16 protein-coding genes and 3 rRNA genes are annotated in these 23,858 nt (G+C 65.8%); 10 read left to right on the plus strand and 9 right to left on the minus strand.

Translation table 11 applies throughout. From position 1 onward, the window contains the following. Positions 1–27 precede the first annotated feature (27 nt). Positions 28–222, minus strand: coding sequence for a DEAD/DEAH box helicase (locus tag OG558_RS40875; RefSeq protein WP_329479348.1), 195 nt, complete (start codon positions 220–222; stop codon positions 28–30). 120 nt (positions 223–342) lie between these two features. On the opposite strand from OG558_RS40875, the gene OG558_RS40880 reads away from it, so the two are divergent. Next, entirely contained in the window at positions 343–1,677 is a 1,335-nt protein-coding gene (locus tag OG558_RS40880) for a diguanylate cyclase (protein WP_405067838.1), read from the plus strand. Here the strand turns inward: OG558_RS40880 and OG558_RS40885 are convergent. Then, the gene (locus OG558_RS40885) at positions 1,667–2,641 is read right to left on the minus strand and encodes a zinc-binding dehydrogenase (protein ID WP_405067839.1); all 975 of its coding nucleotides are present in this window, start codon (positions 2,639–2,641) and stop codon (positions 1,667–1,669) included. The two genes, OG558_RS40880 and OG558_RS40885, sit on opposite strands and share 11 nt — an antisense overlap. Before the next feature lie 132 nt (positions 2,642–2,773). On the opposite strand from OG558_RS40885, the gene OG558_RS40890 reads away from it, so the two are divergent. Together OG558_RS40890 and OG558_RS40895 are read left to right on the plus strand one after the other, a co-directional pair. Next, positions 2,774–5,716 carry a DEAD/DEAH box helicase gene (locus tag OG558_RS40890; RefSeq protein WP_405067840.1) on the plus strand — a complete coding sequence of 981 codons (2,943 nt, stop codon included), beginning with the start codon at positions 2,774–2,776 and terminating at the stop codon, positions 5,714–5,716. Next, a complete protein-coding gene (locus OG558_RS40895; RefSeq protein ID WP_405067841.1) occupies positions 5,709–7,151 on the plus strand; it encodes an SWIM zinc finger family protein in 1,443 nt (480 codons plus the stop codon). Before OG558_RS40890 ends, OG558_RS40895 begins: the two co-directional genes overlap by 8 nt. Before the next feature lie 179 nt (positions 7,152–7,330). Here the strand turns inward: OG558_RS40895 and OG558_RS40900 are convergent, their stop codons facing one another. The 3 genes from OG558_RS40900 to OG558_RS40910 are packed head-to-tail and all read right to left on the minus strand — an operon-like array spanning position 7,331 to position 9,507. Further along, positions 7,331–7,681, minus strand: coding sequence for an iron chaperone (locus OG558_RS40900; protein ID WP_405067842.1), 351 nt, complete (start codon positions 7,679–7,681; stop codon positions 7,331–7,333). Between the two features lie 11 nt (positions 7,682–7,692). Then, the gene (locus OG558_RS40905) at positions 7,693–8,667 is read right to left on the minus strand and encodes a GDSL-type esterase/lipase family protein (RefSeq protein WP_405067843.1); all 975 of its coding nucleotides are present in this window, start codon (positions 8,665–8,667) and stop codon (positions 7,693–7,695) included. A 45-nt stretch (positions 8,668–8,712) separates the two neighbouring features. Next, positions 8,713–9,507: a TrmH family RNA methyltransferase gene (locus OG558_RS40910; RefSeq protein ID WP_329479362.1), complete on the minus strand. Its 795-nt coding sequence runs from the start codon at positions 9,505–9,507 to the stop codon at positions 8,713–8,715. Between the two features lie 392 nt (positions 9,508–9,899). On the opposite strand from OG558_RS40910, the gene OG558_RS40915 reads away from it, so the two are divergent. The 5 genes from OG558_RS40915 to OG558_RS40935 all read left to right on the plus strand — a co-directional run bounded on the left by OG558_RS40915 (position 9,900) and on the right by OG558_RS40935 (position 16,399). Next, positions 9,900–11,090: a hypothetical protein gene (locus tag OG558_RS40915; RefSeq protein WP_405067844.1), complete on the plus strand. Its 1,191-nt coding sequence runs from the start codon at positions 9,900–9,902 to the stop codon at positions 11,088–11,090. Next, entirely contained in the window at positions 11,087–11,761 is a 675-nt protein-coding gene (locus OG558_RS40920) for a hypothetical protein (RefSeq protein ID WP_405067845.1), read from the plus strand. The genes OG558_RS40915 and OG558_RS40920 overlap by 4 nt, the downstream gene beginning before the upstream one ends. Continuing rightward, positions 11,754–12,425 (plus strand): hypothetical protein, encoded by a 672-nt coding sequence (locus OG558_RS40925; RefSeq protein ID WP_405067846.1) that lies wholly within the window; start codon positions 11,754–11,756, stop codon positions 12,423–12,425. Before OG558_RS40920 ends, OG558_RS40925 begins: the two co-directional genes overlap by 8 nt. Beyond that, complete coding sequence (locus OG558_RS40930) at positions 12,422–15,547, plus strand: chromosome segregation ATPase (protein ID WP_405067847.1); 3,126 nt, start codon at positions 12,422–12,424, stop codon at positions 15,545–15,547. Before OG558_RS40925 ends, OG558_RS40930 begins: the two co-directional genes overlap by 4 nt. Before the next feature lie 201 nt (positions 15,548–15,748). After that, entirely contained in the window at positions 15,749–16,399 is a 651-nt protein-coding gene (locus tag OG558_RS40935; protein WP_329479372.1) for a hypothetical protein, read from the plus strand. A 5-nt stretch (positions 16,400–16,404) separates the two neighbouring features. Here the strand turns inward: OG558_RS40935 and OG558_RS40940 are convergent, their stop codons facing one another. Next, positions 16,405–16,890 (minus strand): AAA family ATPase, encoded by a 486-nt coding sequence (locus OG558_RS40940; RefSeq protein ID WP_405067848.1) that lies wholly within the window; start codon positions 16,888–16,890, stop codon positions 16,405–16,407. Positions 16,891–16,991: 101 nt separating this feature from the next. Between OG558_RS40940 and OG558_RS40945 the strand changes: the two genes are divergently transcribed. Together OG558_RS40945 and OG558_RS40950 are read left to right on the plus strand one after the other, a co-directional pair. Then, positions 16,992–17,996 carry a hypothetical protein gene (locus OG558_RS40945; RefSeq protein ID WP_405067849.1) on the plus strand — a complete coding sequence of 335 codons (1,005 nt, stop codon included), beginning with the start codon at positions 16,992–16,994 and terminating at the stop codon, positions 17,994–17,996. Between the two features lie 79 nt (positions 17,997–18,075). Continuing rightward, complete coding sequence (locus OG558_RS40950) at positions 18,076–18,348, plus strand: helix-hairpin-helix domain-containing protein (RefSeq protein ID WP_405067850.1); 273 nt, start codon at positions 18,076–18,078, stop codon at positions 18,346–18,348. Positions 18,349–18,408: 60 nt separating this feature from the next. Here OG558_RS40950 and rrf read toward each other — a convergent pair. The 3 genes from rrf to OG558_RS40965 all read right to left on the minus strand — a co-directional run bounded on the left by rrf (position 18,409) and on the right by OG558_RS40965 (position 23,841). Continuing rightward, a 5S ribosomal RNA gene (rrf, locus tag OG558_RS40955) occupies positions 18,409–18,526 on the minus strand. A gap of 171 nt (positions 18,527–18,697) precedes the next feature. After that, positions 18,698–21,825: ribosomal RNA gene (locus OG558_RS40960) — 23S ribosomal RNA — on the minus strand. 498 nt (positions 21,826–22,323) lie between these two features. Beyond that, a 16S ribosomal RNA gene (locus OG558_RS40965) occupies positions 22,324–23,841 on the minus strand. The 16S, 23S and 5S rRNA genes sit together here, the layout of an rRNA operon. Positions 23,842–23,858: the final 17 nt, after the last annotated feature.

Consider the following 23,858-nt stretch of genomic DNA (forward strand, 5'->3'; position numbering starts at 1 on the left):
AAAGAAATTTCGGTGGGTAGCCGTGGATCACCATTCGTTGCCGCTGATGAACCATTCGTTACCGGATCCGCCGGACTGACGGAACCACTCGTTGCCACTCTGCGTGAACCACTCGTTCCCGCCGTGGAACCACTCGTTCCCGCCGTGGAACCACTCGTTCCCGCCGGTGAACCACTCGTTGCCGCCGTGGAGCCACTCGTTGCCGGTGCTGATCTTCGCCATGGTGCTGATCCTTCCTTCGCCATCCGCCAGATGGAATTGATGCGGGTCGGGGGTGACCTCGCGTGAACAGTCAGTTACTATTCAAGAATTACCGCTCAGGTCTATCCGTGTGAGGCCACCATGATTCTGATCGGTCGGAGCAGGTGGGTGCCACCCCGCCACTGGAAGCTCTGGTCGTTGCCGCGTCCCGCGCTCAGTTATGTGCTCGGCGTCGACGCGGTCGCAGTCATCATCACCGCCTTGGCTGTGGCCTCGACGGTGTCCGGCGCCCGAACCGGCGTCAGGCCGTCCGAGTGGGCCGCCTTCGCGGTACTGGCGGCCGCCTCCGTGCTTCACCTCGAGTCTGCCCGCGGAATCGAGCGCCGACGCGAAATGGCGGCGAATACTTCGCCGTACACGAACCTGAAGAGCCTCTGGGTGTTCGCCGGCCTGCTGCTGCTCCCGCTCAGCCTGGTCGTCGCACTGATCGTCGTCTCGTACGGATACTCCTGGATCCGGGTCTACGGCCGGACCATCGCGCACCGCAAGGTGTTCTCCGCCAGCACGTTCATCTTGGCCAGTGCCGCGGCCGCCGCGGTGCTGCGGGCCGGAGGCCTGCTGTTCGAGCCGCGCGTGCCGACCGGACCGTGGTCCCTGCTCGTCGTAGTGGCCGCGGCCACTACATGGTGGCTGGTGAACTTCGCACTGGTGATCGGTGCGATCCTGCTGTCGTCTCCAGATGCCACCGCTCGTGGTGCTCTAGGCGATCTGGCCGACCAGCTTGTCGTGGTCGCGGGTCTCGGTCTCGGTGTGGCGGTTGCCGCGCTCCAGGCCTCGTACCCATGGGTGGTGCCCATCCTCATGGTGACAGTGCTGACGCTGCACCGCGACCTCCTCCTTCCGCAGTTCCAGCGGGCCGCGGGGACTGACGTCAAGACCGGTCTGGCGACCCCGGCGTACTGGGCCAGCGCTGTGCCGGTGGAGCTGGCTCGGGCCGAGACTCTGCGCAGCAGCGTGGGTCTGCTGATGCTGGACCTGGACAAGTTCAAGGAGATCAACGACACCTACGGTCATCCGGCCGGTGACCAGGCGTTGCGTGCGGTCGGCGAGAGCGTCCGCGCAGAAGTCCGGCAGGGTGATCTCGTCGCCCGCGTCGGCGGCGACGAGCTGGCGGTGCTGCTGCCTGGAGCCTCGGAGACCGAGGTCCTGGAGGTGGCCGAGCGGATCCGCGACCGGCTCAGCGCCTTGAACGTGTCGGTGGCTACCACAACCGCCAGCACCGCTGTGATCGCCGGCGTGCCGGCCTCGTTCGGCGCGGCGGTGTACCCGGATGTCGCCGAGACGATGGACCAGCTAGTACTCGCGGCAGACAACGCACTGCTGAGCGCCAAGCGGGACGGGCGGAACCGGATCGTCACCGCCCGGCCCATCCCGCCCGCTGTCACCGACCACAGTGATCAGCCGGTCACCGACTGACCCTGATCAGGGCCTTGCCGCGGAGGGCGCGGTTCTCCAAAGCGGTGTGCGCGTCGGCGACATGGTCGAGGTCGTAGACATGGTCGATCACGGGGACGAGGTCGCCGGCGACTGCTCGCCTGATCACCTCGGCGCCGGTGACTGTCGTGGTGGTTGTATCGGCGCGGAGGTCGGCGATGCCCTTCACCGTGATCCCGCGGCGTTGCGCCTCGGTAGCGTCGTACGCCGCGAAGCCGCCACTCGGGGCACCGTGGGCCGAGAACCAGCCGCCGTCCCTGACCACTGTGAACGCGGTGGCGCCGAGCTCACCGCCTGCGCCTTCGAACACGATGTCGGCTCCGTGATTGTTCGTTGCCTCTAGCACCAACTTCTCCCAGCCGGACCTGCCGTAGTCGATCACCACGTCGGCGCCTTGTGCCTCGCTGAGGTCGAGCTTCCCCTGCCCGCGGGCGGCGGCGATGACATGCGCGCCGGCCCGGTGCGCCAACTGCGTCAGGAGCAGGCCCATGCCGCCGGCGGACGCGGTGATCACCACCTCCTTGCCCTGCATCGGTGGCGCCAGCTCCTCGAGCATGAGAGCGGTGAAGCCGTCGCCGAAGACTGCGACCGCGGTCTCGAGGTCCAGCTCGGCGGGCACTTCGACCAGATCGGCAGTTGTCAGCGCCAGCTCGGCGTGAGCGCCGAAGCCGATAGCTCGGCCCACGACGGTCTTACCGATCCACTCCCCCGGTACGTCGGCGCCGACCGCGCGGACCCGGCCGCCCAGGGAACCTCCCGGCACGTAGGGCGGTTTCACGTCGAAGAACTTGCTTTGCTGTCCCTTCCGGATGGCAGTCTCGACGAAGATGACGTCGGCGACCAACACCTCGACCAGGACCTGGCCGACGACAGGAACCGGGTCCGGCCGGTCCTGGGTCTTGATCACGTCCGGGCCGCCGAACTCGGTCACCACTGCTGCGCGCATAGCATGCTCCCTCATCGTCTGTGAACTCCGAGCGTGCAACCTCAACGCTGGTTCAGGTCAACTCGAGCGGTTGTCCACAGGCTCGGTGTGACGGGCGGAAAGTTGTCCGTGGTCCGGCGTACTGTGCAGGGCATGTTCGACGCCGTCTTCGTTCCCGCCGACCCGCCGCGCGCGGGGCGGTTGGCGCTGTACGGCGACCTCGCGGCGGCCGGTGAGGTCGCCGACGGGACGGTCGATCTCGTGCTGCCGAAGGGGTCGGCCGTGCGACGGACCACAGTGCCGGCCCGGCTACTGCGGATCGACGAGGTTCTCGCGCGACTGGGGTCCGACGACGGAGCCACCTCGTCGGCGAGCCCGGCACTGGGCTCGGTCGGCTCCTTGGCGAGCTCGGCTAGTTCGTCGGCCGACTCGACCAACTCGGCGACCGGCTCGGACGGTTCCTTGACGGGCTCGGCCAGCTCGGCGAGTTGGGAGGCGTGGCGGGCGGCGGCGCTTGCCGGCCTGGGGCTGATTGGGCGGGGCCGGCTCGTCCCGGATCGAAGTCCTGATGGGTACGGCGCTTGGCGAGTGGCGCCGCTGGATCCGTTGGACCTCGGCTGGTTGCGGAACCTCGGCGCCGCGATGCCGGCGTACGGACATGCACTGCCGATCGAGGGAACGAGGCCCGTGCGGCTGATCGACCCGGAGCAGTTGGTGCGAGCGTTCTGGGACGCGCTGGCGGACACGCTCGTACGGACGCCGGCTGCTCCCGTCGCCGTACGTCCTGGTGCGGCTCCGTTCGCTTCGTCGGATCCGATCGAGCTGAGCGGACCTTCCGGGTGGCTGGACGAGACTGCTTTGAGTGAAGCGGCCGGCGCGCGGCTGGTGCTGCGGATCGAGCCGCCGTCCGAGTCAGTTGACGAGTTCCGGGCTGTGCTGCAGCTGCGGAGCGGCGTGGATCCGAGCCTCCTGCTCGATGTGTCGGACGTGTGGAACGCACCGGCCGCTGTGCTCTCCGCTCTTGGGGAGCGTGCGGAGACCGATCTGCTGCTGGCATTGCGGCGCGGTGCTCGGGTCTGGCCGCCGCTGGGTGCCGCGTTGCGCGATGCGGCCCCGGCGGAAGTCGGTGTTGATGATGCGGCGTTGGAGGAGTTGGCCGAAGGCAGCACGGCGCTGGAAGGCGCCGGGATCGAGGTGCTCTGGCCGACCGAACTCTTTGCCGGTGAGCTGGCCGTGCGCGGGACGGTCGCGACGCCGGCTCCTGGTGCTGTGACCGGGCCGGACTTCAGCTTGACTGACCTGGTCGCGTTCAGATGGCGGCCGACGTTGGACGGGCAGGAGCTGACGGAGCAGGAGGTCGCCGCGCTCGCGGAGGCGAAGCGACCGATGGTCCGGATGCGCGGCCGCTGGGTGCGCGTCGATCACGACCTGGTCCGGAAGCTGCGTCGCGGCGGCTCGCGGAAGCTGACCGGTGCGGAGGCGCTCGGTGCCGCGTTGACCGCGACCATCGAGGTCGACGGCGAGCTCGTGGCGTTCGACGCCGACGGGTCGCTGGCGTCGATGCTCGCACGGTTGCGCGCGGCCGAGGAGCCGGCGCCGTTCGTGGAGCCCATTGGGTTGCAGGCCACCCTGCGCGATTACCAGCGGCGCGGCGTCGCGTGGATGGCGCAGCTCGCGGATCTCGGCCTCGGCGGCTGTCTGGCCGACGACATGGGTCTGGGCAAGACGATCCAGGTCATCGCGTTGCACCTTCACCTGCTCGGACGCGGTCGTGGGCCGACGTTGGTGGTCTGCCCGTCGACGTTGCTGGGCACGTGGGAGCGGGAGTTCGCACGCTTCGCGCCGGACGTGCCGACGCGGCGCTACCACGGAGCCGGGCGGACGTTGAGTGACCTGACTCCAGATGAGGTCGTCCTGACGACGTACGGCGTGGTGCGGCAGGACCATCGGGTTCTCGGTGAGGTGTTCTGGGGGCTCGCGGTCGCGGACGAGGCGCAGCACGCGAAGAACCCGTTGTCACGGACAGCGCGCTCGTTGAGGACGTTGCCGTCGGCAACGAGGATCGCCCTGACCGGGACACCGGTGGAGAACCGGTTGTCCGAACTGTGGTCGATCCTGGACTGGGCCGCGCCCGGGTTGCTGGGGACACTCGATCGGTTCCGGCACGACGTCGCCGTACCCGTTGAGCGTTATCACGACGAGGAGGCGACCGCTCGGCTCGCGCGCGTGACGCGACCGTTCCTGCTGCGGCGGAAGAAGAGCGACCCCGGGATCGCGCCGGAGTTGCCGCAGAAGACCGAGCACGATGTCGTCGTACCGCTGACGACCGAGCAGGCGACGTTGTATCAAGCGGTCGCGAAGGAGACGCTGGCGAAGATCGAGTCCGCGGAAGGGATCGCGCGGCGCGGGCTGGTGCTCAGCCTGCTCACCCAGTTGAAGCAGGTGTGCAACCACCCGGCGCAGTTCCTGCACGAGCCGGGTCCGCTGGAGCGCCGGTCGGGCAAGCTCGCGGCGCTGGACGAACTCCTCGACGTGATCCTGGCCGAGGGCGAGTCGGTGCTGATCTTCAGCCAGTACGTCGAGATGTGCCGGCTGATCGAGGCCCACCTGGCGGCACGGCAGGTCAAGACGTTGTTCCTGCACGGCGGAATCGGCGTACGCAAGCGGGAGCAGTTGGTCTCGCAGTTCCAGGGCGGCGAGGCGCAGGTGTTCCTGCTGTCTTTGAAGGCCGGTGGAGTCGGGCTGACGCTGACGCGCGCGACGCACGTCGTCCACTACGACCGCTGGTGGAACCCAGCAGTCGAAGACCAAGCGACTGACCGCGCCTACCGCATCGGCCAGGACCGCCCGGTGCAGGTCCACCGCCTCGTCACCGAGAACACCCTGGAAGACCGCATCTCCACGGTCATAGCCGCCAAACGCAACCTGGCCGATGCGGTGGTTGGCTCGGGCGAGGCTTGGTTGAGTGAACTGTCCGACACCGAGCTGTCCGAGCTCGTCGAGCTGTCCACCACTCCTCTACGAGCCGGCGCCGCAGGTCCGCACAACCCATCAGCCGTTGGTCGCGTGTCCCCGGCCGGTGAGCCCGATGAGTGACCAACCACCCCGCAACCCCGCCGACGACCTGGACAACCAGAAGGCCCGGGAGGTGGCGGACCTGCGGGGCAGGCGTGGAAGATCCGACGACTCGGTGCCGCGGAGGGCGTCGGGGTCGCTGGAGTTGTCGTCACCGGGTGGGCAGGCGGCGCGGGAAGTTCAGGGGGCTTCGGGTGAGCGGGCGCCATGGCAGGGGTGGCGGCGGAAGGGAGACGAGGATGCCGGGCTGCCTGCGGCAAGGGGGCCCGGCAGTAGGCGGCCGTTTGGAGCTACGTGGTGGGGCCGGGCGTGGCTGGAGGCGCTGGAGCAGCGCGCTCGGCTGGATCCCGGTCGGCTCTCGCGCGGACGCTCGTACGCACGCCGCGGGAGTGTTCTGGAGCTGACCGTCACCCCAGGCGAGGTCGAGGCCGTCGTACAGGGCAGCCGCGTCACGCCGTACCAGGTGACGGTCCGCATCCGCGCGTTCTCGACCACCGAATGGGACGCCGTCCTCGACGTCGTCTCAGCCCAGATCGGTCGCGTGGCCGCGCTGCTCGACGGCGAGCTCCCACCCGAGGTCGTCGATGACGTCCACGCCGCGGGCTTGGACCTGCTGCCGGGCGCGGGCGAGGTCCTGACCAACTGCAGCTGCCCCGACTTCGCAGTCCCCTGCAAACACTCCGCCGCGGTCTGCTACCTCGTAGCCGACGCCCTCGACGACGACCCGTTCGCCCTCCTGCTCCTCCGCGGCCGCCGCAAGGACGAACTCCTCACCGCCCTCCGCGCGCGGCGCTCAGCCCCAGCAGTCCCCACCACGGTTGTCCGCACTCCCCCACCCCCAGGCATCCCCGCTATAGCAGCCTTCGCCCGCTACTTCGCCTCCGAAGACGGAGCCAGCACCCCCGGCCCGGTTCCAGTGCCCGTTCCACCAAGACCAATGGGATCTCCCGGTACGCCGGCTGCCGTACGAGTCCTGGACCCACCACGATCCTCGGGCGTCGACGTACGAGACCTCGTCGTCCTGGCTACCGACGCCGCCCGACGAGCATGGGAGCTCGCCTCCGGCGACGGCGACGGTGGTCTTGACCTGACCTTCGAACAGGATCTCGCCCGCCGCGCAGCCTTGGTCCTCGGTACGCCGGACCTCGCCGACCTCGCGCATCGAGCCGGCGTACCAGCCCGCCAACTCACGAGCTGGGCCGTCGCCTGGCGCGAAGCCGGCGCCGGCGGCCTCGCAGCCGCAGTCGACGAACCACCCGACGTCGACCCAGCATCTTTGATCGAAGCGCTCGAAGCCCTTCCCGGTGCCACCATCGACGCCAACCGCGTCACCGCCGGCAAGACCCAACTCCGCCTAGGCGCCGACGCGCTCTGGTACCGCTTCAGCCAACACTTCAACGACTGGACCCTGACCGGCCCACCCTCCCCCGACCCGCGCGACCTCCTGACGTCCTAGATGCGCCCGGTCCGCGCCGTCAGCGATCGCGCTGGCGTTCGGGAGCTTGTGCCGCGCCAAGCAACGCCAGGTTGCAACCCCGCCTGCGCCGTGGAAGGACCTCCCGGGGTTGTCACGAGCCGATTGGCACCGCCGAACGCGGTCGGCCAAGCACCGTCGCAATCCAACGTTCCACAGCACTAGCCGCGGGCGACGACGAAAGCCCGGGTCAGCCGGGTGATGACGTCGTACGGGATCGGGTCCTTCAGTGGGAACTTGAGGGTGCCTTTGCCGGAGCGGTAGGGCTCGATCGCAGTCGCGAGTGCGTCACCGACGGGCGGGATCGGGTAAACGGAGATGTGTTCCTTCCAGCCGCTGAAGTACAGCAGCGACTTCCCGTCGAGGGTGATCGTGGGGATCTGGTAGCTGATCTTCTCCCCCGCCCCGGGCACGGCCGCGTGGACAGTACGCCGTACCTGCTCCAGCACCTCTCGGACTTCCGCCGGGAACGACGCGATGTACTCGTCCACAGTCGAGAACTTCTCCGCCATCCCTCATCCTCTCAGCGCCGGAGCGAGGTGTGCTCCTCCAGGGCCGGGATCAGCAGGGCGGCGATCTTCGCGTGGCCGGCGGCGGTCGGATGGACGAGGTCGGTGCAATCGTCCTCGGTGATCCAGCCGGTGGAGTCGATGCAGACGAGGTTCGGATCGTCGAGGGACTTCACCGCGGCCTGGATGGTCTCGGCATGCTTGCCGCTGAACGGGGTGAGCGCCACGATCGTCGTCTCCGGGTACGCCGACCGCACCCGCGTGACGTAACCGGAGTATTCCTCCGGCTCGAGCGTCGGATCGTTCACGCCGAGATTGATCACGACGACGTCGGCCGGCTCGACCCGTTCGGCGGGCGAGCCGGCGAAGTTCCAGCCGAACGAGTCCACCCCGGCCGGCACCTCGCCGTTGCCCGGCTTGCTGATCCCCTGACTCCCGAAGCCCACCTGGTACGACGTCGCGCCGAACGCGCGGGCGGTCAGATAGGCGTACGTCGTCGTACCATCGGCGCCCTCCGACTCGGAGTGCGAGCTCAGCGACTGCACGCCCTGCGTGATCGAGTCACCGTAGAACTCGAGCCGCGGACCGACCGGCCGACCGCTCAGCCGCAGCCGCGAGTTCACGTCGAGCACGAGACCGGCGAACACCACCGCACACTCGAACGGCGGGTTCCACCTGTTGACGTGCTCGTTCACGTCCTTCACCACGACCTCGACCCGGTGCTGTCCGGTCGGCGCGGAAAGCTCGACCACCGGGTCGTCGATCAGGTGGAGCTCCGGCTCGCCGTCGTCCACCGTGATCCACAGGTGCGGCGCGACGGTGAGGCCCTCCGTGTCGAACAGCAACTGGAGTCGTTCGCCCGCAAACGAGAACGAGATCCGCGAGCCGGAGTTGACGGTGATCGCCACTCCAGGCTGCTGACCCCACTGGCCTTCCAGGACGATGCGCGGATCTGACGGGGCGACGACCTCGCCTGGCTCGAACGGCACGGGCACTCCTTGTTCATCGGTGGCGGTGTCATTCTGCCCGGCCTTTCACCAGCCTTCCTTCCGAGCCCGCGCTTCGAACAGGAGGATGCCGGCCGACAGCGCGACGTTGAGCGAATCCGCCTGGCCGAGCATCGGGATCGACACCGCGCCGAAGCCCTGCTCGTGCCACTCGCGCGACAAGCCCGCCCCCTCCGAACCGACCACGAAGGCCGTCGGTCCGTCGTACTGCGGGACCCGATAGCTACCCGTGGCCGCCGGGTCGGCGAGGTGGACGCGGAAGCCGTGGTCGCGCAACCACGCCGCGGCTGCAGGGATGTCGTCGAACTCCAGGACCGGTGTGGACAGGACAGTCCCACGACTGGCGGAGTACACGGCCGGGTGGCTCGGCCGGGCGCGCCGGCTGGTGAGGACGAGGCAGTCCGCCTTGGCCGCGTCGGCGGTACGGATCAGGGTGCCGAGGTTCCCGGCGTACTCGACTCCGTCGGCGACGAGCACCAGTGACTCGCTGGTGAACCGGAATGCGTGCGGCGTCCACACCGGCAGCCGGGCGATCGAGATCAACCCGTCGGAGCGGGTCTTGCGGGAGAGGCGGGCGAGCAGCTTCTCCGAGATGCGGTACACCTCGGCGGCGCGTTCCGCGATCCGATGTACGGCGGACGTCGTACTGGCCTCGGGGCACCAGAAGAAGGCGTCGATCGGGGCCTGGGTGGTGAGCAGGCGGTCGTGTTCCCAACTGCCTTCCACCATGATCCGGCCGGGTGAGGCGTCCTTGCGGACAGTGAGCAGATCGCGGACACGGGGGTGTTGCGCGCCGATCGAGCGCGCGTCATGCACGGTCATGTGCAAAGCTCCGGAAAGGAGAGAATCAGCAAGCGCGCCGGGACCCTGTACTGGGCCCACACCGGCGTGGCGAACGCCCGAAGGCGCCGTGGGACTGACGCGGTCTACCTGGACCGCATCAGCCAAGGATTCTCTTCACACTCGGATGGTAAACACCCCCGGCCACACCGTCATCCGGTTTTCCACAGGCCCTCCGCAACCCGCTCCCGGCCCGCCGGTGCAGTTGTCCACAGCTCGCCGCCAACCCGGTTTGGTCTGTCGGTGCGAACCAGCCCACCCCGCCTTTGAGCTTGTCCACAGGTGCCGGGCAGCCCGGTTTTGGTCTGTCGGTTCGGGTGGTTAGAGTCCTTTTTCTCTGGTAGCCGGTCGCTATCACACGGGAGGGAGTACGGATGGACCCGACATTGCTGGACGCCGAGGCCGAGGCAGCAGTCCTCCGCGTCTACCGTCAGGTCTTCGCCGTCCTCGCCCGCGAGGCCGGCGCAATGATCGTCGACCCCGATCTCCTCGACGTCGATCAAGCGATCCTGGACGCCTTCGCAGAGGCCGGCAGCGACGGCCTCACCGTCGAGCAAGCCACGCTGGCCTGCCGCGCCTATCCGCACGACGTGATCGTCCGGCGCTTCGACGTACTCCGCCAGTACGGCGCAATCACCAAACTCGTCGACCGCCCGAACGAACTCCGCCACCGAGCCGCGTTCGCGCCCTATGTGATGCTCATGTTCCTGCGCCGCATGTCGGTCCAGGGCGGCCAAGCGGAGCTGCACCAACTGCTCACCCTGGAGGCCCACAGCGTCAGCGACCCACACGCGACCTCTGAGCAAGGCCAGGCGTCCATCGAGCGACTAACCAAGGTCTTCCGGCTCCTCGGCAACGAGCTAGCCATCCTCGTCTCCACCAGCACCACCGCCCAACTCCGAGAGAACGCCCAGCTCGCCTGGGGCAACGAACGCCTGATCGAGCAAGCCGAGAAGGTCCACCGAATCGTCCTGGACCGTTGGCCAAGCCTGCATCGCGCCTGCACCTCATTGCGGATGTCCCTGGCCGCGTACGCCGACGCCGTACAGCTGGCCGCCGGGCGTTTGGTGGAGCGAGCAGGCACCACGCGCGCACTCGGCCTCCTGCCGATCGAAACCTGGCTGACCTTCACGCGAAGCAGCGAGCCGGACGTCCTGGCCGGCGTCCTAGACGGCCTGCTCTTCGACGCAGCCGCCCCAGACTTCTCGCCGCAAACAATGGTCGAGGCAGTAGAAACAGGCCGCCGCACCGGCACCGCCCGCATGGCGCCACCCCGTCCGACCGCAGACGCCGACGCCCCGGAATCAGCCGCCGCAACAGACCGCGAGGACCGACGCGCCGAAGCCGAACGCGTCCTAGCCGGCCGAACGTCCGTAGACATCGTCGAGGTCATAGACGACGCCGGCGACTGGCTCACCGCCCGCCGAGTGCTAGCCGAGCTAACAGCAGCCCACCTCCACGACGAACTCGACTACGAACTCGTCTGGTCCGACGGCATGCGAATAGACCCCACCGCCGGCACCCCCTGGGCCACCGAAGGCACCTTCCGCCGGGTGACCCAATGAGCACCCATTCCTCGGAGGGTGGCGAGCGGCGGTCGTCCGAGGCTGTGGAGCGGCGGCTGTATAACGCGTTGTGGTGGGCGAAGGTGCAGTCTGCCGGCCCGCTCGAGGTCGAGCCGGACACACCGGCGGTCGCCGGCCTCACGCGGGCAGCATCGCCAGACGGCTCAACCGTCTGGCTCGTGCCCACGCTGCCCTCGGGCGCCGGTCACACCGTCTTGGAGGAGCTCGGCACTCCCCCGGTCGCCGTCGAACAGCCAAACGAGACCGCCCGAGTCCTAGCAATCTGCGTCACCTGCTGCTGGACCGACCGCAGCGGCCCAGCCTGGCCGGGCTCGACAGGCACACTCGCCCAGATCAGATCCGTGTACGCCGCCATGCGCGGCCGCCCCGAGCAGCCCAGCGACCTGACCCTGATCATCGGCAGCCTCCGCCGCCTCCACGCCACCCACTGGCTCCTCTGGAACGAGAAAGCCGGCGAAGTCCGCCTAGGCCCTCGAGTCATCACCTGGACCCCCACCGACCAATCCACCCTCCGAGACCTCTGCCGCCACCTCCCCGACCCACCCCCACCCCTGCTGGCAACCCCCACCACCCCAACCCCAGACGCAGACCCCCTCTCCGCCGAAGCGAACCCGACGCCGGCCTCCACCCGGGAGGGGTCCGATGAGTGAGCAGCATGTGTTGTTTGATTCGTTGTTGCTGGATTTGAGTGATCGGGCTCGGGATGAAGTGCTGGCTGCGTTCAGTGCAGTGCAGTACGCCGCGCACCCGGTGGCTGAAGTGCAGTTGGCTGGGCTCAGAGACGTGACGCTTCGGCGGCATGTGCAGAAGATGCTGAAGCTCATCGGGCGGAGACTGGTCCACGTCAACGGCACCCATTGGACCTCCGGGTACGCCGACGACATTGCCGCGACGCTGACCGCCCAGGGCTGGCAGCCGCTGTCCGTCATCGACCGCGCAGTGCTCGTCCTCGTACTGATCCACTCGGTCGCGATCCCCCGCAGCGAAGGCATCCTGACCGGTGACAGCTGGAAGTCTGCCCGCCCCACGACAGTCGACGAGTTGCGGACGACCAGGATCAGCGGCGAGGAGCGACGTCTAGCACTTCAACGCCTCCGCGCCGCCGGCCTGATCCAACTCTCCGGCGACCACTCCGGCGGCCCCAGCTACATCCCCGGGCCACAACTCCAGCGACTCACCCCGGCCGCCCGCCGCCGCCTCCAAGACCAGCTGATCCTCGCCGCCGCCCCTGCGAGCCCCATCGCCGAAGCCATTCGAGCCCGCAACGGCAGCAGCCTCACGATCGACAGCAGCACAGAAGAAGGAGCTATATGAGCAGCGCAGCAGAGGACGGTCCGTTCGACATCCTCGGGTCCAAGGTGCTGCTCGGCGTACAGGTCGTCGACTTGTCCCGCCTCTCGACGCATCCGATCCCGATGGTCGGCCAGGGTCTCGTCACGGTCGCCGGCCAGGGCCCGACCGACTCGAACGGCGCCGGCAAGTCGTCCTGGATCGCCGCGCTCAGCCTCCTGCACGCCGACGACCAGTGGCGCCTGACCAGCGGCGCTCCCGGCGCGGCCGAACTACTGTTCACCGCCGAAGCCGCCGGCCAGGAGGGCAACTGGTCCAACGTCGACCGCGGCTACATCGTCGGCGTCTTCTCCGACCCCGACCTGACCGACCTCGCCGAGATCGAGGCGGCCGCGATCACCGTCTGGATCCGCATCAACCGCAAAGCCTCGTACATCGACCTGCGCTGGAAGAACGGCCTACACGTCCCGTACGGCGCAACCGAGGCCGAGCGTGCCGCCGGCGCCGATGCGCTGTGGGCCGCCCTCCCGCACTCGAACGGCCGCACCGACTTCCACGCCAACAAGCTGTCCACAGTCCTGTACGGCGGTCAGGTCCGATGCGTCTCGTTCTTGTCCACCTCGGTGCGGTCCAGCCCGACGGCCAACCTCCTCGCCGAGCCGCTCAACGAGCTCGGCCCGGCGCGCATCTTCAACGCGATCGCCACCCTCACCGGTCTCGACCACGAGCTCGAGCAGGAGCAGGCGCATCGATCCGCCGAGCACACCCAACGCGAGGCGACCAAGCAGGCGACGACCGACCTGCAGCGCTGGGAGCAGGAGATGGCGACCGTCGAGGCCGGCATCCTGCAGCGCGCCGCAGCCCGGGACGCGCTCGCCGCGGCCAAGGAGTCCTGGCAGGCTCGGAGCGCCCGGCATCTGATCGACGGCGCGGCACGGAACGACGAGATCCTGCAGGAACTCGACGTACTCGACGAACGCGTCGCCGAGCAGGAGGCGCGACGCGAGGCCGTCGACTCCGAGATCGAAGCCTTCGGCAACGAGGAGCTCCTCCTGCGGGACGTCCAGCTGACGCGGCAGGAGCGCGACAAGCTGGATGCGCGTGACCGTGAGCTCGATCTGGCGCAGCGTTCGGTGCGTGAGCAGCTGGAGCGGCTCGGCCAGGAGCACCGCCGACTGGTGGACGCGGGACGTTCGGCGGACGGGCGTGATTTAGCCGCTGCGGCCGAGGAGCAGACCGAGGCACGCGCCGTACTCGAGGAGCACATCGGCCGGGAGCACGCGGCCCGGTCCGCGGTCGACCAGGCGACGGCCGAGCTGCGGGAGGCCGAGAGCGGCCAGACTGTATCGGCGCCACAGCAGCAGGTCCTCGAGACCGCCGGCATCGAATGCGGTGCGCTCACCGACATCACCGAGCTGCCGTCCGCCGACCGAGCCGAGTGGGAGCCGCGACTCGCGCCGTACCGCGAGGCCGTTGTCATCGACGCCGGTGACGCTGCGGTCGCGTCGACTGCGCTGGCCGATGCCGGGTGCGCCGGATTCCTTCTGGTGCTCGCGAATCGGCCAGGCGCGACCCATGAGGGTCAGCGCGGCGGCCCGAAATCCGCCGACAAGCGCTTCACCCTGGATACCTTCTTCGCGGCGATCGGCGAACGCGCGACCAAGGACAACATCGACGACGTCGCCGGCGTCGTCGCGGTCGGGCAGTTCGACGAACCGCTGACCGGCCGGACCGCCCGGATCGAGGCCGCCCACCGCCGGCTCGAGGCCACGGTCGAGGCCCGGGCCGTCACGTCCGCGGCGCTGGAGCAGGCGCGATCCCGAGTCGACCAGGCAGAACGTCGTACGGCGGCGGCCCGCGCACTGGCCGACGCCGAATCGGTCCAGGAGCAGGTCCTCGCGCTCCGCGAGACGATCGACCGGCACGAGACCGACCGTGATTCACTGGCGCCGCAACTCCAGGCCGCCAAGGATTCCGCCGAGACCGCCGCCGGTCAGCAGCTCGTCCGGGACGAACGCCTCAAGAACCTCGAGGCGACCCGCCGCGACCACGAGCGGATCCTCGACGACCTGACCGGCCGCCGGCTCACGCTGCTGGAGGAGCAGACCTCGCTCGACCTGACGACCCGGACCACGGCCTGGGGCACGACGCCCGCCGAGGCCGAGGAGTTCATTCTCGGTCTGCCCGACGACGCGCAACGCCGTACGGCGGCCGACTGGAACCACCAGGCCTGCACGCAGCTCGACGACGTCATCCGCCGGTGCTTCCCGAACGCGCGATCCCGCGAGGAGATCCCGGCCGAACTCTGGGAGATCCTCAACGGCCCGGACGGCTGGACGAACGGCACCCTCGGCGCCCGCGTCGGCCTGGTCCCGGCACTGCAGCGGACGCTGAGCAGTCACCTCGCGCAGCACGAGAGGTTCGACAGCCTGCAGCAACAGCAGATCGCCAACCAGCGCGCCGAACGGAACGCCGCCCTCGAGCGCGCCCGCGAGGGCCTAGCGGAGTCCGAGAGCACCGCCCGCGCCCACAGGGCCTCCCTCGCCGACGGCATCAAGGCGCGGCTCCGCCTGGTCTCCCAGGAGTTCGACCGCCTCGACCAGCAGTACGGCGGGTACGGCGCGAAACTGGAGTTCCCGGAGCCCGACCCGCCCGCCGAGCCGGACAAGCCGTGGCGCTGGACGGTCACGCCGAAGTGGCGGCGTTCGGAGGGCGGGCCGTTCTCCGCGTTCAACGTGAAGGGCAACACGGCCCAGATGGACGAGAAGGCGGTCAAGCTGGTGTGCGCGGCCGCGCTCGCCGGTGGTTCGGACCGGCCGCTGCTGCTGATCCTCGACGAGCTGGGGCGAAACCTCGGTTCCCAGCACCGCCGTGAGGCCGTCGCCTTGTTCGAGCAGATCGGTCGCGACCGGAACATCACCGTCATCGGCGCGCTGCAGGACGACATGGAGCGCTACGCCCTGTCGTCGTCCCGCCTGTACGTCAAGCTTCGCCGGAGCTCCGACACCATGGCGTACAACCAGGCACCCGTCGTCAAGGGCAACGAGGACTACGCCGCCCGCGTGGGACTCCTCCGCGAGTGGCTGACCTCGTACCGCGGCGACACCCCGACCCTCGACCTCGCGTCGCCGACCCTCACGTCTTGACACCTGTCCAGACTTTGGCTGGGTGGTTACCAAAATCGGACCCCGGTGCTGACCCCCGAACCGCCGGTGCCTCAAACTAGTTCGGTGACAGCTCCAGAGGACCGCCGTAAGCGCTCACACCGGGTGCGCGGAGCTCTGGCCAACGGCTCGATCATCGGCGTACCGTCTCAGGTCCGGCCACCTCACGATCGGAGGGCGTGAATGGCATCTTGGCTGCTCCGCGCCCAGTGGACCCATCGTGACGAGTCCGTCGAACACCGCGCGCTGCGCGTGGGCCGCACGCTGACCGCGGTCGCGGTGGCGTTCCCCGACGTACACAACTGGACCCAGGACGAACGCTGGGGCTACCACGTCCTCGAGGCCGACGCTGCGACCCCGCTCCAGGAGATGGTCGAGGCGACCACCAAGGTCCTCGCGAACGGTTCCAGCACCACCCGTCTGCATCTGCAGAGCACCGGCGAGCTGCCCTGGCTGTTCGACCTGTCGATGGGCGGGACGCTCACCACGGTCTCCGACCAGCTCACGCTGCACTGGAGCGACGAGGACGCACTCGCGCAGTCCGAGCGGTTCGCCCAGGTCCTCCGCGCGGTCGTGACGATCTGGGAACCGCAGTGGGCCAGCATTGCCGACACCGAGCTCGCTGCCGCGGCCGGGGTCTTCCGCCGCGGCATTCCGATGATGGGCTGGCTCACGTACGTCCGCGGCCTCGTGGCAGGTGCCCACGGCATCGACATCACGCTGACCCCGTTCGAGCGCGGCACACTGCTCCAGGCCCCGGTCGCCCCTGCCGATCTCACTCCGGTCCACATCTGCGCCGCAGCCGCTTTGGTCGGTATCGCCCCCGAGGAGTAGACCGCTTACTCGGTCACAACGACCTGGTGATCCCACCGCGCCAGCTCCGCGACACTCGGTACGTGAAACTGAGCGGCGTACTCCACCAACTCCTCCCGGCTGATCGCGAACGTCCCGGCCGGCAACGCCGCGTTGCGCGCGTGCAGACGCTCCCACAACACATCCAACGGCAGATCCAGTACGACGATCTCCGTGCGCGCACCGAGTTCGTGGGCCCGCTCCCGGAACAGGTCCCGCTCGGTCTCGGACCAGCACCCATAGTCCAGGATCACGCTGACGCCCACCGTCAATGCCCGAGCCGCTAGATCCCAGAACAGTTGCGACTCCAGCACCCACCGCCGACCGTTGTCCTCGCTCACCCCGAGCAACGCTTCCATCCACTCATCCGGCGTAAACCGGAGCGCCGCCCGCTCAACCTCCAACCGTCGCGCGACCGTCGTCTTCCCCGCCCCCGGCAACCCCACGATCAGCACCATCGCCGCATTCTCCATGCGCAGACCCTACGCATGCGGCCGTTGATGTTGGCAACGGGTTTCCCCAGGTTCGGCGGTGGGCAAGCGTTCTACACAACCCGCCCCACGGAGGACCGCCCATGCTCATCAGACTTCTGACCTGCTCAGCGCTGCTTCTGGCCACTGTCTCGGCACCCGCAGCCGCCGATGCCCCACCGTCGGATCCGGCGCGCGCCGAGCTTCGATCGATCGTGGAGAACGTGAGCGGCGCGACCGGCAAGCGGTACGCGGTGCACGACGACGCCGGACACGTGATGGATACGGTCAAGATCATCCAGGACGCGACTGGTGGCTACCTCGCCGTCTCCCATCATCTGGCGGCCGACGGCCACTTCCGGGTCAACCTCGCCACCTCGACCGATCTACTGAACTGGCATTGGGTCCGCGAACTCGCGGGAAGTAACACCGGACCGGCGTCGCAGCCGACGATCGCCCAGGCATCGAACGGCGGCTTCGTGATGGCCTGGGAGCAGGAGCAGCCCGGGGGTGGCAACAACCACCTCGCCTTCCGCTACTTCGCCAGCCGCACCGACCTGCTGGCCGGCCAGGTAACGCGGTCCTTCGACGCTCCCCGCCAGTTGTCGTCCTGCGCCGAAGGCACGCCGAACATCTACGGGATCACCCTCGCTCCCGACATCGACCATTCGACGATCGACATCGGTGGGCACTACTGGTGGAACTGCGACCGGGACAGGCAGCAACGCGGACAGCTGACCAACTTCAGCTCCTGGAGTACGGCGGCGCAGCCGAACTACGACAACGCCCTGCTGTACTGGGGTGTCGGTGGCAACATCGGCGACCGCGACCAGGCTGTCTTCCGCGGCTACAGCTTCGGTCTGATCGAGGGTCAGTACACCAAGGGCGACTTCGGCTCCTGGCGCACGTTCGTGTACGACTATCAGACCGGCAACGCCGATCAGACCACTATCCGGACTGATGGCGGCAGCACGGCCTTCGCGAATCCGACCGTGACTGCTCTGAACGCACCGAACGGGCAGCCGGCCATCGTGGTCAGTCTGTTCATCCCAAGCGAAGGCGCCGCCGCTGGCGAATCAGGCGAACTCATCTACTACCAGACCTACTGAGCCTGGTCTGATGTCGTCAAACGGGGTCGGTGTCCGAAACCTTCAAGACACCAGACTCCGCACGAGTGACGATCGACAGATGCCACCCACTCCAACAACCTCAGATCTGACGACCCTCATGAACGTCGGCCGGGCAGTAGCCGGCTACCTGCGGCGTGCCGATATCACCGAAGTCCGCCAGCTGGCCGGCCGCGATCCGGTCGACATCTACGACACCATCTGCACCGTCGACGGACGCCGCCACGATCCGTGCCTCCTCGACACCATCATGTCGGCCGTGGACCAAGCCAACGGCAACCCCGCCCGCCCGTGGTGGACCTACACTCCCGCCCGCAAGCAGCTGCTTGGTTGAGGACCATCGGGACATGTGTTAAGGGCCACCCCAGTTGGGGTGGCCCTTAACAGTGTGAATGTCCGGCGGCGTCCTACTCTCCCACGATCTCCCGATCGCAGTACCATCGGCGCTGTCGGGCTTAACTTCCAGGTTCGGAATGGAGACTGGGTGTTTCCCCGACGCTATGGCCACCGAAACTCTATAGAAATATCAACCAACCATCCTGCCAAGCCACAAACCCCGTGTGGGGTTTGGTGGGCTGGGGGTTGACCGTATTTCGGGAACCGTACAGTGGACGCGAATGCTTCTCTCAGTTACGTAGCGCAGTGTCTTCTGGAGGGTTTGCTACCCACCATGGGTGGGTGTGTGTGACAAGCCCTCGGCCTATTAGTACCAGTCAGCTCCACATCTTGCGATGCTTCCACTTCTGGCCTATCAACCCAGTGGTCTACTGGGGGCCTTACCCGGTTAACCCGGTGGGAGACCTCATCTTGAAGCGTGCTTCCCGCTTAGATGCTTTCAGCGGTTATCACTCCCGAACGTAGCCAACCAGCCGTGCTCCTGGCGGAACAACTGGCACACCAGAGGTTCGTCCACCCCGGTCCTCTCGTACTAGGGGCAGCCCTTCTCAAGTCTCCTGCGCGCGCAGCGGATAGGGACCGAACTGTCTCACGACGTTCTAAACCCAGCTCGCGTGCCGCTTTAATGGGCGAACAGCCCAACCCTTGGGACCTACTCCAGCCCCAGGATGCGACGAGCCGACATCGAGGTGCCAAACCATCCCGTCGATATGGACTCTTGGGGAAGATCAGCCTGTTATCCCCGGGGTACCTTTTATCCGTTGAGCGACGGTGCTCCCACATGCCACCGCCGGATCACTAGTTCCGACTTTCGTCCCTGCTCGACATGTCTGTCTCACAGTCAAGCTCCCTTGTGCACTTACACTCGACACCTGATTGCCAACCAGGCTGAGGGAACCTTTGAGCGCCTCCGTTACCTTTTAGGAGGCGACCGCCCCAGTCAAACTACCCACCAGGCACTGTCCCTGATCCGGATAACGGACCAAAGTTAGACAGCCAGAACAACCAGAGTGGTATTTCAACGATGACTCCACCCGAACTGGCGTCCGAGCTTCACAGTCTCCCACCTATCCTACACAAGTTGTACCGACCACCAATACCAAGTTGTAGTAAAGGTCCCGGGGTCTTTCCGTCCTGCTGCGCGTAACGAGCATCTTTACTCGTAATGCAATTTCGCCGAGTCCACGGTTGAGACAGCGCCCAAGTCGTTACGCCATTCGTGCAGGTCGGAACTTACCCGACAAGGAATTTCGCTACCTTAGGATGGTTATAGTTACCACCGCCGTTTACTGGCGCTTAAGTTCAAAGCTTCGCCGGCCCTAAAGCCAGCTAACCTGTCCCCTTAACGTTCCAGCACCGGGCAGGCGTCAGTCCGTATACATCGAATTACTTCTTCGCACGGACCTGTGTTTTTAGTAAACAGTCGCTTGGGCCTGGTCTCTGCGGCCATCACCGCGTCGGTGAGCAAGTCACCTAACGGATCCGGCCCCCCTTCTCCCGAAGTTACGGGGGCATTTTGCCGAGTTCCTTAACCATGGTTCACTCGATCGCCTTGGTATTCTCTACCTGATCACCTGTGTCGGTTTGGGGTACGGGCGGCTCTAACACTCACTGCGAAGTTTTTCTCGGCAGCATGGGATCATCCACTTCCCCTAAACGGGTCCGCCTCGGCTCTCAGGCACAATGAGACACGGATTTGCCTATGCCTCGCCCTACCACCTTGCCCGCGGATCAGCTTGCGCCTACCATCGCCGCGGTTGGACTACCCTCCTGCGTCACTCCTCAATGCACCTACTACCACCTCGGGTCAAACCGTCCCCCACTCAGCCCGAAGGCGTCATGGATTCTGGTCCTTAGCATCAGCGGGTTCGGTCGGGTCGTGTTAATGCCGGTACGGGAATATCAACCCGTTGTCCATCGACTACGCCTGTCGGCCTCGCCTTAGGTCCCGACTTACCCAGGGCAGATTAGCTTGACCCTGGAACCCTTGATCATCCGGCGGACGGGTTTCTCACCCGTCATTCGCTACTCATGCCTGCATTCTCACTCGTGCAGCATCCACAACTCCATCACTAGGCTGCTTCACACGCTGCACGACGCTCCCCTACCCATCCACACACCTGGATGCCGTCCGAAGACAACACCTGGTACGAGTGTGAATGCCACAGCTTCGGCGGATTGCTTGAGCCCCGCTACATTGTCGGCGCGGAATCACTTGACCAGTGAGCTATTACGCACTCTTTCAAGGGTGGCTGCTTCTAAGCCAACCTCCTGGTTGTCTGGGCAACTCCACATCCTTTTCCACTTAGCAATCGCTTAGGGGCCTTAGCTGGTGATCTGGGCTGTTTCCCTCTCGACTACGGAGCTTATCCCCCGCAGTCTCACTGCCGCGCTCTCACTTACCGGCATTCGGAGTTTGGCTGATTTCGGTAAGCCGGTAAGCCCCCTAGACCATCCAGTGCTCTACCTCCGGTAAGAAACACGCGACGCTGCACCTATATGCATTTCGGGGAGAACCAGCTATCACGGAGTTTGATTGGCCTTTCACCCCTATCCACAGGTCATCCCCCAGGTTTTCAACCCTGGTGGGTTCGGTCCTCCACGCGGTCTTACCCACGCTTCAACCTGCCCATGGATAGATCACTCCGCTTCGGGTCTAGAGCATGCGACTAAAGCGCCCTATTCAGACTCGCTTTCGCTACGGCTACCCCACACGGGTTAACCTCGCCACACACCACTAACTCGCAGGCTCATTCTTCAAAAGGCACGCCGTCACACCCCACAAGGAGATGCTCCGACGGATTGTAGGCAATCGGTTTCAGGTACTATTTCACTCCCCTCCCGGGGTACTTTTCATCTTTCCCTCACGGTACTAGTCCGCTATCGGTCACCAAGAAGTATTTAGGCTTAGCGGGTGGTCCCGCCAGATTCACACGGGATTTCAAGAGTCCCGTGCTACTTGGGAAAACACTCGAGAGTCACTGTCTTACGCCTACAGGGCTATAACCCACTACGGCTCGACATTCCAGAAGATTCGACTTCAACAGCGATTTATAACTCTCTGGTCTCACGGCATTAAGACCCGAATGCTCCCACAACCCCATATACGCAACGCACGCCGGCTATCACACGCACATGGTTTAGCCTCATCCGCTTTCGCTCGCCACTACTCACGGAATCACTATTGTTTTCTCTTCCTGCGGGTACTGAGATGTTTCACTTCCCCGCGTTCCCTCCAGAACCCTATGTGTTCAGGCACTGGTAACTGGCTTTAGAATGCCAGCTGGGTTTCCCCATTCGGACACCCCCGGATCACAGCTCGGTTGCCAACTCCCCGGGGCTTATCGCAGGCTCCAACGTCCTTCATCGGCTCTTGGTACCAAGACATCCACCGATTGCCCTTAGTAGCTTGTCACAAAAACAAACAACAAAAGACAAAATTACGCTACAAAGAGATGCTCGCGTCCACTATACAGTTCTCAAAATACGGGCAGGAACACCAACCCTTAAACCACCACACACATGATCGAGCACACCATCCAGGGAAACAACACACCCATCAAGCGAACCCACCAGCAGTTTGGTGAGAGCCGGCCCCAGCCACCCACCACACCAACACAACGTCAGTGTGACTGTGACCCAGAAAAACCAGTCCACGTCCCCCCAGACATCACGTCCAGTGAGCCGGGCCCGATTCCTCAGGACCCAACAGCGCGCCTCGACCTTTCACTCTCATGCTCTCCGCGTTCCACGCACCCTCCGAAAAGAAGTGCAGTACTAACTCGATCACTCGAGATCCCGGCCTAATGGTCAATGTTCCACATTCCGAAGCACCGTCGCCCTGAAACGAACGTCCAGGAAACGACGAGTAGACACCAGACCCTTAACGGAACCTGGCGTCAATGCTCCTTAGAAAGGAGGTGATCCAGCCGCACCTTCCGGTACGGCTACCTTGTTACGACTTCGTCCTAATCGCCAGCCCCACCTTCGACGGCTCCCTCCACAAGGGTTAGGCCACCGGCTTCGGGTGTTGCCGACTTTCATGACGTGACGGGCGGTGTGTACAAGGCCCGGGAACGTATTCACCGCAGCGTTGCTGATCTGCGATTACTAGCGACTCCGACTTCATGGGGTCGAGTTGCAGACCCCAATCCGAACTGAGACCGGCTTTTTGGGATTCGCTCCACTTTGCAGTTTCGCAGCCCTTTGTACCGGCCATTGTAGCATGCGTGAAGCCCTGGACATAAGGGGCATGATGACTTGACGTCATCCCCACCTTCCTCCGAGTTGACCCCGGCAGTCTCCTATGAGTCCCCACCATAACGTGCTGGCAACATAGGACGAGGGTTGCGCTCGTTGCGGGACTTAACCCAACATCTCACGACACGAGCTGACGACAGCCATGCACCACCTGTATAGGACCCTTACGGACCCCGCATCTCTGCGAGATTTCCCTATATGTCAAACCCAGGTAAGGTTCTTCGCGTTGCATCGAATTAATCCGCATGCTCCGCCGCTTGTGCGGGCCCCCGTCAATTCCTTTGAGTTTTAGCCTTGCGGCCGTACTCCCCAGGCGGGGCGCTTAATGCGTTAGCTGCGGCACGGAGGACGTGGAATGTCCCCCACACCTAGCGCCCAACGTTTACGGCGTGGACTACCAGGGTATCTAATCCTGTTCGCTACCCACGCTTTCGCTCCTCAGCGTCAGGTAAGGCCCAGAGAGCCGCCTTCGCCACCGGTGTTCTTCCTGATATCTGCGCATTCCACCGCTACACCAGGAGTTCCGCTCTCCCCTGCCTACCTCTAGTCTGCCCGTATCGGAAGCAGGCTCGGAGTTAAGCTCCGAGTTTTCACTCCCGACGTGACGAACCGCCTACGAGCCCTTTACGCCCAATAATTCCGGACAACGCTCGGACCCTACGTATTACCGCGGCTGCTGGCACGTAGTTGGCCGGTCCTTCTTCTGCAGGTACCGTCACTCTCGCTTCGTCCCTGCTGAAAGAGGTTTACAACCCGAAGGCCGTCATCCCTCACGCGGCGTTGCTGCGTCAGACTTTCGTCCATTGCGCAATATTCCCCACTGCTGCCTCCCGTAGGAGTCTGGGCCGTGTCTCAGTCCCAGTGTGGCCGGTCGCCCTCTCAGGCCGGCTACCCGTCGAAGCCTTGGTAGGCCATTACCCCACCAACAAGCTGATAGGCCGCGAGCCCATCCCCAACCGCCAGAACTTTCAACCCCCACCCATGAAGGCGGAAGTCATATCCGGTATTAGACCCCGTTTCCGAGGCTTATCCCAAAGTTGAGGGTAGGTTGCTCACGTGTTACTCACCCGTTCGCCGCTCGTGTACCCCCGAAGGGGCCTTACCGCTCGACTTGCATGTGTTAAGCACGCCGCCAGCGTTCGTCCTGAGCCAGGATCAAACTCTCCGTTGAAAAATATGACAAACCGG

Origin of the sequence: Kribbella sp. NBC_01510, from assembly GCF_045040325.1 — a bacterium.
Lineage (GTDB): Bacteria > Actinomycetota > Actinomycetes > Propionibacteriales > Kribbellaceae > Kribbella.

Excerpts from the sequence above, each read along its gene's own strand:
- OG558_RS40895 (WP_405067841.1), top strand. The coding sequence starts at position 5,709 with ATGAGTGACCAACCACCCCGCAACCCCGCCGACGACCTGGACAACCAG.
- OG558_RS40930 (WP_405067847.1), top strand. The coding sequence starts at position 12,422 with ATGAGCAGCGCAGCAGAGGACGGTCCGTTCGACATCCTCGGGTCCAAG.
- OG558_RS40875 (WP_329479348.1), bottom strand. The coding sequence starts at position 222 with ATGGCGAAGATCAGCACCGGCAACGAGTGGCTCCACGGCGGCAACGAG.
- OG558_RS40920 (WP_405067845.1), top strand. The coding sequence starts at position 11,087 with ATGAGCACCCATTCCTCGGAGGGTGGCGAGCGGCGGTCGTCCGAGGCT.
- OG558_RS40890 (WP_405067840.1), top strand. The coding sequence starts at position 2,774 with ATGTTCGACGCCGTCTTCGTTCCCGCCGACCCGCCGCGCGCGGGGCGG.
- OG558_RS40900 (WP_405067842.1), bottom strand. The coding sequence starts at position 7,681 with ATGGCGGAGAAGTTCTCGACTGTGGACGAGTACATCGCGTCGTTCCCG.
- OG558_RS40915 (WP_405067844.1), top strand. The coding sequence starts at position 9,900 with ATGGACCCGACATTGCTGGACGCCGAGGCCGAGGCAGCAGTCCTCCGC.
- OG558_RS40940 (WP_405067848.1), bottom strand. The coding sequence starts at position 16,890 with ATGGAGAATGCGGCGATGGTGCTGATCGTGGGGTTGCCGGGGGCGGGG.
- OG558_RS40880 (WP_405067838.1), top strand. The coding sequence starts at position 343 with ATGATTCTGATCGGTCGGAGCAGGTGGGTGCCACCCCGCCACTGGAAG.
- OG558_RS40885 (WP_405067839.1), bottom strand. The coding sequence starts at position 2,641 with ATGCGCGCAGCAGTGGTGACCGAGTTCGGCGGCCCGGACGTGATCAAG.
- OG558_RS40910 (WP_329479362.1), bottom strand. The coding sequence starts at position 9,507 with ATGACCGTGCATGACGCGCGCTCGATCGGCGCGCAACACCCCCGTGTC.
- OG558_RS40945 (WP_405067849.1), top strand. The coding sequence starts at position 16,992 with ATGCTCATCAGACTTCTGACCTGCTCAGCGCTGCTTCTGGCCACTGTC.
- OG558_RS40950 (WP_405067850.1), top strand. The coding sequence starts at position 18,076 with ATGCCACCCACTCCAACAACCTCAGATCTGACGACCCTCATGAACGTC.
- OG558_RS40925 (WP_405067846.1), top strand. The coding sequence starts at position 11,754 with ATGAGTGAGCAGCATGTGTTGTTTGATTCGTTGTTGCTGGATTTGAGT.
- OG558_RS40935 (WP_329479372.1), top strand. The coding sequence starts at position 15,749 with ATGGCATCTTGGCTGCTCCGCGCCCAGTGGACCCATCGTGACGAGTCC.